This window comes from Bacillus sp. FSL R9-9492 (assembly GCF_038007365.1).
Classification (GTDB): Bacteria; Bacillota; Bacilli; order Bacillales; family Bacillaceae_G; genus Bacillus_A; species Bacillus_A mycoides.
The window spans coordinates 90,001-106,740 of record NZ_JBBOXC010000001.1; the positions used below are offsets into that span (position 1 = coordinate 90,001).

The 16,740-nt window shown below is 39.6% G+C and carries 12 protein-coding genes, 2 rRNA genes and 1 other annotated feature (1 of these 15 only partly in view); all 14 genes read left to right on the plus strand.

Going from position 1 to position 16,740, the window contains the following annotated elements:
• A 23S ribosomal RNA gene (locus tag MKY70_RS00500) occupies positions 1-2,534 on the plus strand; it begins 388 nt to the left of the window's first position.
• A 50-nt stretch (positions 2,535-2,584) separates the two neighbouring features.
• Positions 2,585-2,700 (plus strand): 5S ribosomal RNA (gene rrf / locus MKY70_RS00505).
• A 213-nt stretch (positions 2,701-2,913) separates the two neighbouring features.
• Complete coding sequence (gene ctsR / locus MKY70_RS00510) at positions 2,914-3,375, plus strand: transcriptional regulator CtsR (RefSeq protein ID WP_002029353.1); 462 nt, start codon at positions 2,914-2,916, stop codon at positions 3,373-3,375.
• 169 nt (positions 3,376-3,544) lie between these two features.
• A complete protein-coding gene (locus MKY70_RS00515) occupies positions 3,545-4,093 on the plus strand; it encodes a UvrB/UvrC motif-containing protein (RefSeq protein ID WP_002009823.1) in 549 nt (182 codons plus the stop codon).
• Positions 4,094-4,097: 4 nt separating this feature from the next.
• On the plus strand, positions 4,098-5,162 hold the full coding sequence (locus tag MKY70_RS00520) for a protein arginine kinase (protein ID WP_002169332.1): 1,065 nt from the start codon (positions 4,098-4,100) through the stop codon (positions 5,160-5,162).
• Between the two features lie 22 nt (positions 5,163-5,184).
• Complete coding sequence (gene clpC / locus MKY70_RS00525; protein ID WP_002009819.1) at positions 5,185-7,620, plus strand: ATP-dependent protease ATP-binding subunit ClpC; 2,436 nt, start codon at positions 5,185-5,187, stop codon at positions 7,618-7,620.
• A gap of 94 nt (positions 7,621-7,714) precedes the next feature.
• Positions 7,715-9,091: a DNA repair protein RadA gene (gene radA, locus MKY70_RS00530; protein WP_002009817.1), complete on the plus strand. Its 1,377-nt coding sequence runs from the start codon at positions 7,715-7,717 to the stop codon at positions 9,089-9,091.
• Between the two features lie 3 nt (positions 9,092-9,094).
• Positions 9,095-10,168 (plus strand): DNA integrity scanning diadenylate cyclase DisA, encoded by a 1,074-nt coding sequence (gene disA, locus MKY70_RS00535; RefSeq protein WP_000392162.1) that lies wholly within the window; start codon positions 9,095-9,097, stop codon positions 10,166-10,168.
• A gap of 160 nt (positions 10,169-10,328) precedes the next feature.
• A complete protein-coding gene (locus tag MKY70_RS00540) occupies positions 10,329-11,432 on the plus strand; it encodes a PIN/TRAM domain-containing protein (RefSeq protein ID WP_002063406.1) in 1,104 nt (367 codons plus the stop codon).
• A gap of 16 nt (positions 11,433-11,448) precedes the next feature.
• Positions 11,449-12,129, plus strand: coding sequence for a 2-C-methyl-D-erythritol 4-phosphate cytidylyltransferase (ispD, locus tag MKY70_RS00545; protein ID WP_002009811.1), 681 nt, complete (start codon positions 11,449-11,451; stop codon positions 12,127-12,129).
• Positions 12,130-12,242: 113 nt separating this feature from the next.
• Complete coding sequence (gene ispF / locus MKY70_RS00550; RefSeq protein ID WP_000488386.1) at positions 12,243-12,719, plus strand: 2-C-methyl-D-erythritol 2,4-cyclodiphosphate synthase; 477 nt, start codon at positions 12,243-12,245, stop codon at positions 12,717-12,719.
• Positions 12,720-12,808: 89 nt separating this feature from the next.
• Positions 12,809-14,266: a glutamate--tRNA ligase gene (gene gltX, locus MKY70_RS00555; RefSeq protein WP_088030734.1), complete on the plus strand. Its 1,458-nt coding sequence runs from the start codon at positions 12,809-12,811 to the stop codon at positions 14,264-14,266.
• A gap of 47 nt (positions 14,267-14,313) precedes the next feature.
• Positions 14,314-14,559 (plus strand) — a binding site (T-box leader).
• A gap of 137 nt (positions 14,560-14,696) precedes the next feature.
• Complete coding sequence (gene cysE, locus MKY70_RS00560) at positions 14,697-15,362, plus strand: serine O-acetyltransferase (RefSeq protein WP_002091498.1); 666 nt, start codon at positions 14,697-14,699, stop codon at positions 15,360-15,362.
• Entirely contained in the window at positions 15,343-16,740 is a 1,398-nt protein-coding gene (gene cysS, locus MKY70_RS00565; protein ID WP_002091500.1) for a cysteine--tRNA ligase, read from the plus strand. Before cysE ends, cysS begins: the two co-directional genes overlap by 20 nt.

The window sequence follows — 16,740 nt, forward strand, 5'->3', positions numbered from 1 at the left end:
AAACTTCGTTCTCTCTTGAATGTATCCTGAGTACGGCGGAACACGTGAAATTCCGTCGGAATCTGGGAGGACCATCTCCCAAGGCTAAATACTCCCTAGTGATCGATAGTGAACCAGTACCGTGAGGGAAAGGTGAAAAGCACCCCGGAAGGGGAGTGAAAGAGATCCTGAAACCGTGTGCCTACAAATAGTCAGAGCCCGTTAATGGGTGATGGCGTGCCTTTTGTAGAATGAACCGGCGAGTTACGATCCCGTGCGAGGTTAAGCTGAAGAGGCGGAGCCGCAGCGAAAGCGAGTCTGAATAGGGCGTTTAGTACGTGGTCGTAGACCCGAAACCAGGTGATCTACCCATGTCCAGGGTGAAGTTCAGGTAACACTGAATGGAGGCCCGAACCCACGCACGTTGAAAAGTGCGGGGATGAGGTGTGGGTAGCGGAGAAATTCCAATCGAACCTGGAGATAGCTGGTTCTCCCCGAAATAGCTTTAGGGCTAGCCTTAAGTGTAAGAGTCTTGGAGGTAGAGCACTGATTGAACTAGGGGTCCTCATCGGATTACCGAATTCAGTCAAACTCCGAATGCCAATGACTTATCCTTAGGAGTCAGACTGCGAGTGATAAGATCCGTAGTCAAGAGGGAAACAGCCCAGATCGCCAGCTAAGGTCCCAAAGTGTGTATTAAGTGGAAAAGGATGTGGAGTTGCTTAGACAACTAGGATGTTGGCTCAGAAGCAGCCACCATTTAAAGAGTGCGTAATAGCTCACTAGTCGAGTGACTCTGCGCCGAAAATGTACCGGGGCTAAATACACCACCGAAGCTGCGAATTGATACCAATGGTATCAGTGGTAGGGGAGCGTTCTAAGTGCAGTGAAGTCAGACCGGAAGGACTGGTGGAGCGCTTAGAAGTGAGAATGCCGGTATGAGTAGCGAAAGACGGGTGAGAATCCCGTCCACCGAATGCCTAAGGTTTCCTGAGGAAGGCTCGTCCGCTCAGGGTTAGTCAGGACCTAAGCCGAGGCCGACAGGCGTAGGCGATGGACAACAGGTTGATATTCCTGTACCACCTCTTTATCGTTTGAGCAATGGAGGGACGCAGAAGGATAGAAGAAGCGTGCGATTGGTTGTGCACGTCCAAGCAGTTAGGCTGATAAGTAGGCAAATCCGCTTATCGTGAAGGCTGAGCTGTGATGGGGAAGCTCCTTATGGAGCGAAGTCTTTGATTCCCCGCTGCCAAGAAAAGCTTCTAGCGAGATAAAAGGTGCCTGTACCGCAAACCGACACAGGTAGGCGAGGAGAGAATCCTAAGGTGTGCGAGAGAACTCTGGTTAAGGAACTCGGCAAAATGACCCCGTAACTTCGGGAGAAGGGGTGCTTTCTTAACGGAAAGCCGCAGTGAATAGGCCCAAGCGACTGTTTAGCAAAAACACAGGTCTCTGCGAAGCCGTAAGGCGAAGTATAGGGGCTGACACCTGCCCGGTGCTGGAAGGTTAAGGAGAGGGGTTAGCGTAAGCGAAGCTCTGAACTGAAGCCCCAGTAAACGGCGGCCGTAACTATAACGGTCCTAAGGTAGCGAAATTCCTTGTCGGGTAAGTTCCGACCCGCACGAAAGGTGTAACGATTTGGGCACTGTCTCAACCAGAGACTCGGTGAAATTATAGTACCTGTGAAGATGCAGGTTACCCGCGACAGGACGGAAAGACCCCGTGGAGCTTTACTGTAGCCTGATATTGAATTTTGGTACAGTTTGTACAGGATAGGCGGGAGCCATTGAAACCGGAGCGCTAGCTTCGGTGGAGGCGCTGGTGGGATACCGCCCTGACTGTATTGAAATTCTAACCTACGGGTCTTATCGACCCGGGAGACAGTGTCAGGTGGGCAGTTTGACTGGGGCGGTCGCCTCCTAAAGTGTAACGGAGGCGCCCAAAGGTTCCCTCAGAATGGTTGGAAATCATTCGTAGAGTGCAAAGGCATAAGGGAGCTTGACTGCGAGACCTACAAGTCGAGCAGGGACGAAAGTCGGGCTTAGTGATCCGGTGGTTCCGCATGGAAGGGCCATCGCTCAACGGATAAAAGCTACCCCGGGGATAACAGGCTTATCTCCCCCAAGAGTCCACATCGACGGGGAGGTTTGGCACCTCGATGTCGGCTCATCGCATCCTGGGGCTGTAGTCGGTCCCAAGGGTTGGGCTGTTCGCCCATTAAAGCGGTACGCGAGCTGGGTTCAGAACGTCGTGAGACAGTTCGGTCCCTATCCGTCGTGGGCGCAGGAAATTTGAGAGGAGCTGTCCTTAGTACGAGAGGACCGGGATGGACGCACCGCTGGTGTACCAGTTGTTCTGCCAAGGGCATAGCTGGGTAGCTATGTGCGGAAGGGATAAGTGCTGAAAGCATCTAAGCATGAAGCCCCCCTCAAGATGAGATTTCCCATAGCGTAAGCTAGTAAGATCCCTGAAAGATGATCAGGTTGATAGGTTCGAGGTGGAAGCATGGTGACATGTGGAGCTGACGAATACTAATAGATCGAGGACTTAACCATATAATATGAAGCTAATGTTATCTAGTTTTGAAGGAATATACCTTCATCAGTTTGGTGATGATGGCAGAGAGGTCACACCCGTTCCCATACCGAACACGGAAGTTAAGCTCTCTAGCGCCGATGGTAGTTGGGACCTTGTCCCTGTGAGAGTAGGACGTCGCCAAGCAAAATAAAAACACAAGTCTTTTGACTTGTGTTTTTTCGTGTTTCTTTTTACAATTCATAGTAATTTAAAAAATCTTTACTTAAAGAATCGTCCTTTTGATTAAAGACAGGGAAATGTGGCTAGGATAGTGAATAAGCAAAAGAGTTGCAAATTTTTTTAATACGTATATAATTAAAGTCAAAGATAGTCAAAGTCAATAAAGGTGGCGGATAAATGAGAAATATATCTGATATCATTGAGAAATATCTAAAGCAAGTTATTGACTTAAGCAATAATAATGCGATTGAAATCAAGAGGAATGAGGTCGCTGATCGATTCGATTGTGTGCCGTCTCAAATCAACTATGTAATCAATACCCGTTTTACGTTAGAAAGAGGATTCGTAGTAGAAAGTAAACGAGGTGGAGGAGGTTACATTCGCATTATAAAAGTCAAACTGCATGATGATATAGACATTATTGATCAAATGCTTCATATGATTGATCATAGCGTTGCACAAGGAAATGCAGAAAGCATGATTATACGTTTAATAGAAGAGGGTATTATAACAAATCGTGAAGCTAAACTTATGTTAAGCGTACTAGATCGTTCTGTATTATTAATGGATGTTCCTTCTCGAGATGAACTTAGGGCTCGAATATTATGCGCAATGTTAAGAACACTGAAATATAAATAAATATAACTTTTGTTAAGAATGATAGCTAAGATAATGCAGTTTAATATTGTAGGGATTTTGAAAGATGACATGTGCTTTTACTAAATGGATTAAGGAAAGAGAACAATCTAGTAATGTATGAAAAGTATCATGAGATAGATCGTTCCTGTTGTAAAGGTGGGGGATAGCGATGACTTGTCAAAACTGTAATATAAGACCAGCAACTTTACATTATACAAAAGTAATCAACGGAAAAAAGGCGGAAGTTCATCTTTGCGAGCAATGTGCAGAACAAAGTGGCTATACGTCTTTCTTTCAATCACCGCAGTCTAATTTTTCATTCCATGACCTATTAGCCGGATTATTGCATAGTGAACCGGCAATGTTTGAAGAAGGGCAAGATGCATTTTCAAATACAAATATATCAAGATGTCCGAATTGTAAGATGACATATGAACAATTTACAAAAGTGGGACGCTTTGGATGTGCTTCTTGTTACGATACATTTAAGGGGCACTTAAAACCATTGTTAAAACGTCTTCACGGTGGGCATACGGATCATTGTGGAAAAATTCCTGAACGTATAGAAGGAAATATCTACTTAAAGAAAGAATTAGATGAACTAAAACTCAATCTGAAACAATATGTACAGAAAGAGGAATTTGAGAAAGCGGCTGAAGTACGAGATAAAATTCGAGGTCTTGTAAATCAGCTTAGTGAGCATAGAGAGGGGGAATAGTTCTATGTCACTGGACAGAATCATGAATGAAGCGATTAGTCCATGGATGAAGGGAGATGGCCCTGATTCTGATATTGTTTTAAGTAGTCGAATTCGTTTGGCTCGTAATTTTAAAAAATATCAATTCTCTACTATGCAAAACGAGGAAGAAGCTAAGCAGATTCATGAGTTATTTAAGAAGAAGTTTATAAAAAAACCTGTAGAACCTTTTGGGGAGTTTGAACTATTAAAAATGAATGAATTAAATCCTCTTCAAAGGAGAGTTTTAGTTGAGAAGCATTTAATTAGTCCAAATCTTGCAGGAACAGAATACGGAGCATGCCTACTATCAGAAAGTGAACATATAAGTATCATGCTTAATGAAGAGGATCATGTTAGGATTCAGTGCCTATTTTCAGGTTTACAGTTATCAGAGGCGCTTCAAAGTGCCAATCAAATAGATAATTGGATCGAGGAGCAGGTTGAATATGCTTTTGATGAATCGCTTGGATATATTACGAGTTGCCCCACTAACGTCGGTACAGGATTAAGGGCTTCGGTAATGATTCATTTGCCGGGACTGGTTTTAACGAAAAGAATTAACCGTATTATACAAGTAATTCAAAAATTAGGGTTAGTAGTAAGAGGAATATACGGTGAAGGTAGCGAAGCGTTAGGTAATATATTTCAAGTGTCAAATCAAATGACACTAGGGAAATCAGAAGAAGATATTATTGCAGATTTAAAGAGTGTCATTCAACAAATCATCCATCAAGAAAAAACGGCTAGAGAATTAATTGTACAAAATTCAAGCATTGAGCTTGAAGATAAAGTATATCGTTCTTACGGAATACTAGCTAACAGTCGTTTAATTCAATCTGCAGAAGCAGCCACTTGCTTATCAGATGTACGGCTTGGTATTGACTTAGGATATATACAAGGTATATCGAGAAATATTTTAACTGAGTTAATGGTTCTTACTCAGCCAGGCATTTTGCAACAATATGCAGGAGGACCTTTAGGACCAGAAGAAAGAGATTATCGAAGAGCAACCTTAATCCGTGAGCGATTACGAATTGAACAAAATTAAGCGCAAGTAGGAGGCGATTTCTATGATGTTTGGAAGATTTACAGAACGAGCACAGAAAGTATTAGCTTTATCTCAAGAGGAAGCAATTCGCATTGGGCATAATAATATTGGAACAGAACATATTTTACTTGGGCTTGTACGCGAAGGTGAAGGAATTGCAGCAAAAGCGTTAATTGCTCTTGGATTAAGTCCAGAGAAAGTTCAAAAAGAGGTAGAAGCATTAATTGGACGTGGAACGGAAGCTTCTCAAACAGTACATTACACACCTCGTGCTAAAAAAGTTATTGAGTTGTCTATGGACGAAGCTCGTAAGCTAGGCCATTCCTACGTTGGAACAGAGCATATTTTACTTGGTTTAATCCGTGAAGGTGAAGGTGTAGCAGCACGCGTTTTAAATAATTTAGGTGTAAGCCTAAATAAAGCAAGACAACAAGTGTTACAACTCCTTGGAAGTAATGAAGCTAGTTCAGGTCACCAGGGTGGTTCATCAACAAATGCGAATACACCTACACTTGACAGTCTAGCACGTGATTTAACAGTTGTTGCACGTGAAAATCGTTTAGATCCTGTTATTGGACGTAGTAAAGAAATTCAACGTGTAATTGAAGTGTTAAGCCGTAGAACAAAAAACAATCCAGTATTAATTGGAGAACCTGGTGTAGGTAAGACAGCAATTGCGGAAGGATTAGCACAGCAAATTGTAAATAATGAAGTTCCTGAAACTTTAAGAGATAAGCGTGTTATGACATTAGATATGGGTACAGTTGTTGCTGGAACAAAATATCGTGGTGAATTTGAGGATCGTTTAAAGAAAGTGATGGATGAGATTCGCCAAGCTGGTAACATCATTCTATTTATTGATGAGCTTCATACGTTAATTGGTGCAGGAGGGGCGGAAGGTGCAATTGATGCATCGAATATTTTAAAACCATCTTTAGCACGTGGTGAATTACAATGTATTGGTGCAACAACTTTAGACGAATATCGTAAATATATTGAAAAGGATGCGGCATTAGAAAGACGTTTCCAACCAATTCATGTTGATGAACCAAACTTAGAAGAATCAGTTCAAATTTTAAAAGGTTTACGTGACCGTTATGAGGCGCATCACCGCGTATCTATTACAGATGATGCAATCGATGCGGCTGTAAAACTTTCAGATCGTTACATTACAGACCGTTTTTTACCTGATAAAGCAATCGATTTAATTGATGAGGCTGCATCAAAAGTGCGCTTACGTTCTTATACAACACCGCCAAACTTAAAAGAGCTTGAAGTGAAGCTTGAGGAAATTAGAAAAGAAAAAGATGCAGCTGTACAAAGCCAAGAATTTGAAAAAGCTGCTTCCTTACGTGATATGGAACAACGTTTACGTGAAAAGTTAGAAGATACAAAGCGTCAGTGGAAAGAGAAACAAGGACAAGAAAACTCAGAAGTAACAGTAGAAGATATTGCAAATGTCGTTTCCACATGGACACGTATTCCAGTTTCTAAACTTGCACAAACAGAGACAGATAAATTATTAAACTTGGAATCAATTTTACATGATCGTTTAATTGGGCAGGATGAAGCAGTTGTAGCTGTGGCAAAAGCTGTTCGTCGTGCGAGAGCGGGATTAAAAGATCCGAAACGTCCAATTGGCTCATTTATTTTCCTAGGACCTACTGGTGTAGGTAAAACAGAACTAGCAAGGGCATTAGCAGAATCTATGTTCGGTGATGAGGATGCAATGATCCGCATCGATATGTCTGAGTACATGGAAAAGCATTCTACTTCTCGTTTAGTTGGATCTCCTCCAGGATATGTTGGATATGAAGAAGGTGGACAATTAACAGAGAAAGTTCGTCGTAAGCCATATTCAGTTGTCTTATTAGATGAAGTAGAGAAAGCTCATCCTGATGTGTTTAATATTTTACTACAAGTATTAGAAGATGGCCGTTTAACAGATTCTAAAGGACGTACAGTTGATTTCCGTAATACAATTGTTATTATGACGTCTAATGTTGGTGCAGACGCATTAAAACGTAATAAACATCTTGGATTTAACGTACAAGATGAGAGCCGCGATTATTCAGATATGAAAGGTAAAGTAATGGATGAATTGAAAAAAGCATTTCGTCCAGAATTCTTAAACCGTATTGATGAAATTATCGTGTTCCATATGCTTGAGAAAAAACATATTCAAGAAATTGTAACTCTTATGGTGAATCAGTTAGTGAAACGCTTAAAAGAACAAGAGATTGAATTGCACTTAACAGAAGGAGCAATTTCAGCAATTGCTGATAAAGGATTTGATCGAGAGTACGGTGCTCGTCCGCTTCGTAGAGCAATTCAAAAACATGTAGAAGATAGACTATCAGAAGAACTGTTAAAAGGTGCTATTGAGAAAGGACAAAAAGTTATCTTTGATATAGAAGGAGAATCATTTGTCATTCATAGTGCGGAAAAGGTAAAATAAGTATAGACAAACAAAGAGGGCTACGCGATAGCCCTCTTTCTTGTACGAGAAGGATAAACGTTTGTAGATGAAAGTGAAGTGAACTATAAAAGATATGGCTAAAAAGAAAACAAAATTTACATGTCAAGAATGTGGTTATCAGTCGCCAAAATATATGGGGAAATGTCCTGGATGTGGTCAATGGAATACGCTTGTTGAAGAGATGGAACCAGTTGTATCATCAAGACGCCTTAATTATGCCAATGCAATTCAATCAGAAGTAACAAAACCAAGACGCTTAACAGAGGTAGAAACAAAGTCTGAGGCGCGTATTGAAACGAAATTTCAAGAGTTTAACCGTGTACTTGGTGGCGGGATTGTAGATGGATCTTTAGTACTTATTGGTGGAGACCCTGGGATTGGGAAATCAACATTGTTATTACAAATTTCATCGCAATTAGCAGATTCTTCATATGATGTACTATACATATCAGGTGAGGAGTCAGCAAAGCAGATCAAACTTCGTGCAGATCGTTTGCATGTAAAGGGTAGTAATCTATTTGTTGTAGCAGAGACTGATTTACAGAGAATTGCAGCGCACATTGAAGAGATGAATCCAGCTTTTGTTGTTATTGACTCCATTCAGACGATACATTTACCTGAAGTGACGTCAGCCCCAGGGAGTGTAACGCAAGTACGTGAATGTACAGCGGAATTAATGAAACTTGCAAAGACGAAAGGGATTCCTATTTTTATCGTCGGACATGTGACAAAAGAAGGTGCAATTGCAGGACCACGTATGCTAGAACATATGGTTGATGCAGTTCTTTACTTTGAAGGAGATCGTCACCATACATATCGTATTTTGCGAGCTGTGAAGAACCGTTTTGGTTCCACAAATGAAATGGGTATCTTTGAAATGAAGGAACTAGGTCTTGCAGAAGTACTAAATCCTTCTGAAATTTTCCTTGAGGAACGTCCAGTTGGAGTTGCAGGATCCACAGTGGTTGCTTCAATGGAAGGAACAAGACCGGTTTTAGTAGAAATACAAGCATTAATCTCCCCTACTAGTTTTGGAAATCCTCGAAGAATGGCGACGGGAATTGATCATAACCGCGTTTCACTTATTATGGCAGTGCTAGAAAAAAGAACAGGTTTATTGTTGCAAAATCAAGACGCATATTTAAAAGTTGCGGGTGGCTTGAAATTAGATGAACCAGCAATCGATTTAGCTGTCGCCTTAAGTATTGCTTCAAGCTTCAGAGATAAAGCTACTGCACCAGCCGATGCGGTAATAGGAGAAGTAGGCCTAACTGGAGAAATAAGAAGAGTATCAAGAATTGAACAACGTGTACAAGAAGCAGCGAAATTAGGATTTCAACGTGCTATTATTCCTAGAAAAAATTTGGGAGGATGGACAATTCCAGATGGGATTGAGGTAGTAGGTGTTTCTAATTTAGGAGAAGCGCTTCGTTTGACATTAGGAGGCTAGGCTATGGAGGAAAACAAGCAACGTGTCAAAAGTATGATTAATATTCTACAGCTTGTTGCCCCAGGAACACCACTACGCGAAGGGATAGATAACGTACTTCGTGCGCAAACTGGAGGGCTAATTGTTCTTGGGTATAATGAGCAGATTAAAAGTATTGTTGATGGAGGATTTCACATTAATTGTGCATTCTCACCGGCTAGTTTATATGAATTAGCAAAAATGGATGGGGCACTTATTTTAAATGAAACTGGGAGCAAAATTTTAATTGCAAATGCACAATTAGTTCCAGATCCATCCATTGATTCTATTGAAACAGGTATGCGTCACCGAACGGCAGAGCGTGTAGCAAAGCAGACGGCTAGCCTTGTTGTGGCTATTTCACAAAGACGTAACGTAATTACACTATATCAAGGGAACTTACGTTATACACTAAAAGATATAGGTGTAATTTTAACAAAGGCAAACCAAGCTATTCAAACGTTAGAAAAATATAAAGCTGTATGGAATGATGGGATTACGAATTTGGGCATTCTAGAATTTGAAGAGGTCGTTACAATGTCCGAGGTAGTCCACGTTTTACATAGTGTTGAAATGGTACTGCGTATTAAAAATGAAATAGTGAGCTACATTCATGAGTTAGGAACGGAAGGAAGGTTAATTCGTTTACAACTTACAGAATTACTAGCCGACTTAGAAGCAGAGGCAGCGTTATTAATTAAGGATTATTATCAAGAAAAAACGCAGGATCACCATCAAATTTTGAAAAAGTTACAAGATCTTGCAAATACACAGCTTTTAGAGGATAGCGATTTAGTTAAATTGCTCGGCTATCCAGGGCAAATGAGCTTAGAAGAAAGCGTGACACCGAGGGGATACCGAATCGCAAGCAAAATTTCTCGTGTTCCACCACTTATCATTGAAAATTTAATTAATCGATTTAAAACATTGCAAGGTGTTTGTCGTGCAACTATTAATGAATTGGATGATGTGGAAGGAATTGGGGAAGTTAGGGCGAAGAAAATACGAGAGGGCCTAAAAAGAATTCAAGAGCATCTCTATATGAGTAGACACAATTAAGAATATTACATTGATTCCATAATATAACGACACTAGAACATTTTTGTTATATGATATGGTATATTGGTAAATAAAACTATTTACAAAAAAACACGTCCGCTTTTGCATTCGGCGTTTTGATTAGCAAAACAATGGTTAATAATGAGTAGGAGGTGGTTGGATGTTAAAAAGGATCGTACAGCTCTTCTTTTTAGTGATCGGGGGAGCGTTAGGGATTTTTCTAATCCCAAAAGTTATTAATGTATTGGACGTTGGTGCTGTTCCTTTGCTTGAGGGATCGTACGTTCGTGCAATTATTGGTGCAATTATTTTATTTTTAACAACATTTTGGCTTGTGGATTATATTGTTCAACTGATTAAACATATCGAAGAAGCCCTTGTAAAGGCACCGGTAGCGGATGTTTTATTTGGTACATTAGGGTTGATCTCTGGTCTTATTGTTGCATATTTAATTTTGATACCAATTCGTGAATTCACGATTCCAGTCATTAGTACAGTATTACAAGTGTTCTTTACTCTTTTACTTGGTTATTTAGGATTCCAAGTAGGATTTAAAAAGAGAAATGAATTGCTAGGATTATTTACATTACCCCAGCGTGGAGGTAAGAAGAAAAACAATAGCGAGAACGAAGAGGTAGAGGTAGAAAAATCTACAACTCATTGGAAAATTCTCGATACAAGCGTAATTATTGATGGACGTATTGCGGATATTTGCCAAACGAAGTTTTTAGAAGGAACAATTGTGATTCCACAATTCGTATTAGAAGAGCTTCAGCATATTGCCGATTCTTCTGATGCTTTAAAGCGTAATCGTGGTCGCAGAGGATTAGACATTTTAAATCGTATTCAAAAAGAGCTACCAATTCCGGTGGAAATTTATGAAGGCGATTTTGAGGATATCCAAGAGGTGGATAGCAAGCTTGTAAAGTTAGCTAAAATCACTGGTGGAACTGTTGTAACAAATGATTTCAACTTAAACAAAGTTTCTGAATTACAAGGAGTAACAGTATTAAACATTAACGATTTAGCAAATGCAATTAAACCAGTCGTACTCCCTGGCGAAGAATTAAGTGTTTATGTTGTGAAAGATGGTAAAGAACAAAATCAAGGTGTGGCATATTTAGATGATGGCACGATGATTGTAGTAGAAGACGGTAGAGAATATGTCGGTTCGCAACTTAATGTACTAGTTACAAGTGTGTTGCAAACATCGGCTGGTCGTATGATTTTCGCAAAACGTAAATTATTAGAAAAAGCATTATAAGTAGAGGATTATTAATATGTATACGTTAATTATTCCAGCAGCGGGTCAAGGGAAACGGATGGGTGCTGGCAAAAACAAGTTGTTCTTACTTATAAATGGAGTACCTATCATTGTGCATACATTACGTGCTTTTGAAAAAGATAAAGCATGTAAACGTATTATCATGGCAATTAACGAAGAGGAACGCCCTTATTTTGAGGAGTTAATGCAGAAGTACCCGGTTGAAAAGCAGGTGCAATTTATTCAAGGCGGGGCCGAAAGACAAGATAGTGTGTATAATGCGCTTCAGTACGTGAGTGGTGTTGAATATGTTCTCGTACACGATGGTGCGCGCCCGTTCGTAACGAATAAGATGATGCAAGATGTATTAACTGCAGCAGAGAAATATGGTGCTTCCATTTGTGCGGTGCCAGTGAAGGATACCATTAAGAAAGTAGAACAGGGTGTTGTTGTCGAAACGGTAGAACGTTCTCAGCTTAAAGCGGTTCAAACACCGCAAGGATTTTCTGTTCCTCTTTTATTAGAAGCTCATAGAAGTGCAAAGCAAAGTTGTTTTCTTGGTACAGATGACGCAAGTCTCGTAGAACGTGTAGGGAAGAAAGTAGGCGTAGTAGAGGGGAGTTACTATAATATTAAAGTGACGACTCCAGAGGATTTACTAATTGCTGAAAGTTTCCTTCATGTTCAGAAGAAATAGAAGTGATGGTATTATAGTAAAGAAAAGCTCGGCAGTTGCCGGGCTTTTCTTTATAGAGATAGCAATATAATATAGAATTCATAAAGTAGTTTAGATTGAGGAGGATGTAAAGAATGTTTCGAATTGGACAAGGTTTTGATGTACATGAATTTGCGGAAGGTAGACCGTTAATTATCGGTGGAATTACAATTCCTCATGAAAAAGGATTAATCGGTCACTCGGATGCAGATGTATTGTTACATACGATTGCTGACGCATGTCTAGGAGCAATTGCAGCAGGAGATATTGGAAAACATTTTCCCGATACAGATCCTGCCTTCAAAGATGCGGATTCAGCTGTATTGTTACAAAAGGTTTGGGAATTTGTGCGTGAACAAGGTTATGAGCTAGGGAACCTAGATTGTACAATTATTGCCCAAAAGCCAAAAATGGCACCGCATATTGAAAGCATGCGTAAACGCATTAGTGAACTATTAGAAACGTCTATTGATAATATTAATGTAAAGGCAACAACAACAGAAAAATTAGGATTTACAGGTAGAGAAGAAGGGATTGCTTCTCAAGCGGTTGTTTTATTACAGAAAAAATAGTGGTTTTTAATTCGTAAGATGGATAATCACGTTTTTTTGGTGTACAATTATAGAATGTGTTGACATTAAGATTGGAAGGTGTACCAACTATGGAAAAGCAAGTGAGAGTGCGCTATGCGCCAAGTCCAACAGGACACTTACATATCGGAAATGCGCGTACGGCATTATTTAATTATTTATTTGCTCGTCATCAAGATGGTAAGTTTATTATTCGTATTGAAGATACTGATGTGAAACGTAATGTTGCTGGTGGAGAAGAAAGCCAATTAAAATACTTGAAATGGCTCGGTATGGACTGGGATGAAGGTGTTGATGTTGGTGGTGAATTTGGACCATATCGTCAAACAGAGCGTTTAGATATTTATAAAAAATTATATAAAGATTTATTAGAGCGTGATTTAGCTTACAAATGTTATATGACAGAAGAAGAGCTAGAAGCAGAGCGTGAAGGTCAAATCGCTCGTGGTGAAACACCGCGTTATGCAGGAAACCACCGTGATTTAACTGAGGAGCAAATTAAAGGATTTGAGGCTGAAGGCCGTATTCCAAGTATTCGCTTCCGTGTGCCGGCTGATAGCGACTACACGTTTAAAGATCTCGTAAAAGATAAAGTTGCATTCCATTCAAATGATTTTGGTGATTTCGTTATCGTGAAAAAAGATGGAATTCCAACTTATAACTTTGCGGTAGCGGTAGATGATCACTTAATGGAGATTACACACGTACTTCGTGGTGATGATCATATTTCAAACACGCCAAAACAAATGATGATTTACGAAGCTTTCGGTTGGGATATCCCGAAGTTCGGTCATATGACTTTAATTGTAAACGAAAGCCGTAAAAAGCTAAGTAAGCGTGACGAATCTATTATTCAATTTATTGAGCAATATAAAGAGCTTGGATATCTTCCAGAAGCAATCTTTAACTTTATTGCATTACTAGGTTGGTCACCAGTAGGTGAAGAAGAAGTCTTCTCTCAAGATGAGTTCATCAAAATGTTTGATGCAGCTCGTTTATCAAAATCACCTGCATTATTTGATTCCCAAAAACTAAAATGGATGAACAACCAATATATGAAAAAACAAGATTTAGATACGGTTGTTGAACTAAGCTTACCGCATTTAGTGAAAGCGGGTCGCGTAGGTGAAAACTTAAGCGAACAAGAACAAGCGTGGGTTCGTGATGTAATTGCTTTATATCATGACCAAATGAGCTTTGGAGCTGAAATTGTAGAGCTTTCTGAAATGTTCTTTAAAGATCATGTTGATCATGAAGAAGAGGGACAAGAAGTATTGAAAGGTGAACAAGTACCTGAAGTACTTCGTGCATTTGCCGATCAATTAGAAGCTTTAGAAGCAATGGAGCCAGCGGCAGTTAAGGCGGCTATTAAAGCAGTTCAAAAAGAAACAGGACATAAAGGTAAAAACCTATTTATGCCAATCCGTGTTGCTACTACTGGACAAACACATGGTCCAGAGCTTCCTAACGCTATTGCTCTTCTTGGAAAAGAAAAAGTTTTAAATCGTATTCAAAAAGTAATTGGTTAACATTTTCTAGGTTTAGCAATATAATAAGTATATCTAAAATCTAATAAGGAAAAGCGACGAGAAGGAGAAGTAGAAAATCAGGCTTTTTACAGAGAGAACCACCCTTAGGCTGGAAGTGGTTTATAAGCGGATTTTTGAAATGCCCCTTCGAGTCTTCTGTTGAACAGCGAAGTATTTCGCGGAACGTCTTAGGGCGCAAAGTAAACAGAAGCGGTGTAAACCGTTATCATGGATGAGTTTGAGGCTTCTTTAGCCTAAACAGAGTGGAACCGCGCTTAAAAGGCGTCTCTGTCTATATGACAGAGGCGTCTTTTTTTTATACCATGTAAATGGTGTGAGTATAAGTTTTATCCCCTTGTATAAAGATTTAGGGGGAAGTGGGGAGTTAGTTCACTCGAAAAAAGCAGCCCATAAAGGGGAGGGAACATCGATGTTTAAGAGGCTTCGGGAAGATATTGAAGTCGTTTTTGAACAGGATCCAGCGGCAAGAAGTTATTTCGAAGTCATTTTAACTTACTCTGGATTACATGCAGTTTGGGCCCATCGAATTGCACATGCTTTTTATAAAAGGAATTTTTTCTTTATGGCACGTTGGATTTCGCAAGTTAGTCGTTTTTTTACTGGCATTGAGATTCATCCAGGAGCAACTATTGGTCGTCGTTTTTTCATTGATCATGGAATGGGGGTTGTGATTGGAGAAACGTGTGAAATTGGCGAAAACGTAACAATTTATCAAGGTGTCACATTAGGTGGTACAGGTAAAGAAAAAGGAAAGAGGCACCCTACAATTCAGGATAATGTATTAATTGCAACAGGTGCTAAAGTACTAGGTTCTATTACTATTGGAGAGAATTCTAAAATTGGAGCAGGATCTGTCGTGTTAAAGGAAGTTCCTGCGCATTCTACAGTTGTAGGTATACCTGGCCGAGTCGTTATTCAAAATGGAGTAAAAATTGGTCAAGAATTAAATCATTCTGATCTTCCGGATCCGATTTTTGATAAATTAAAGGTTATGGAAGTAGAACTTGATAAATTGAGAAAGCAACTTGAAGTAAAGGTAGGAAGGAAGGATAAAAATGACTATTCACATTTATAATACGTTAACGCGTCAAAAAGAAGAGTTTATGCCATTAGAAGAAAATAAGGTAAAGATGTATGTGTGCGGACCTACAGTGTATAACTACATTCACATTGGGAATGCAAGACCACCTATGGTGTTTGATACAGTACGCCGTTACTTAGAATATAAAGGATATGATGTGCAGTATGTATCTAACTTTACTGACGTGGATGATAAATTAATTAAGGCGGCAAACGAATTAGGTGAAGATGTGCCAACAATTGCAGATCGTTTTGTTGAAGCTTACTTTGAAGATGTAACGGCACTAGGTTGCAAACATGCAACGGTTCATCCACGTGTAACGGAAAATATGGATATCATTATTGAATTTATTCAAGAACTTGTGAATAAAGGGTATGCATATGAATCAGAAGGTGATGTGTACTTTAAAACGAAAGAATTCGAAGGTTACGGTAAATTATCACATCAACCGATTGCAGACTTACGTCACGGTGCACGTATTGAAGTAGGAGAAAAGAAACAAGACCCTCTTGATTTTGCTTTATGGAAAGCTGCGAAAGAAGGAGAAATCTTCTGGGAAAGCCCTTGGGGGAAAGGACGCCCAGGGTGGCATATTGAATGCTCAGCAATGGCGCGTAAATATTTAGGGGATACAATTGATATTCATGCTGGTGGTCAAGATTTAGCATTTCCTCATCATGAAAATGAAATTGCGCAGTCTGAGGCGTTGACAGGAAAAACATTTGCACGTTATTGGATGCATAACGGATATATTAATATTAATAACGAGAAGATGTCTAAGTCGCTTGGAAACTTCATTTTAGTTCACGATATCATTAAACAATATGATCCACAGTTAATCAGGTTCTTTATGCTATCGGTACATTACCGTCACCCAATTAACTTTAGCGAGGATTTATTGCAAAGTACTAATAATGGACTAGAAAGAATTAAAACAGCTTACGGTAACTTAAAGCATCGTATGGAAAGTAGTACGGATTTAACGGACCATAATGAAAAATGGTTAGCTGAAATGGAAAAGTTCCAGGTTGCATTCGAAGAAGCGATGGATGATGATTTCAATACGGCTAATGCGATTACTGAATTATATAACGTAGCAAATCACGCAAATCAATATTTGTTAGAAGAACATACTTCTAAAGTTGTAATTGAAGCGTATGTAAAACAACTTGAAACATTATTTAGTATTTTAGGATTAGAATTAGCGCAAGAAGAGTTGCTTGATGAAGAAATTGAAGCACTAATCCAAAAGCGTATTGAAGCTCGTCAAAATCGTGACTTCGCATTATCTGATCAAATTCGCGATGATTTAAAAGGACGTAATATTATTTTAGAAGATACCGCTCAAGGTACAAGATGGAAAAGAGGATAA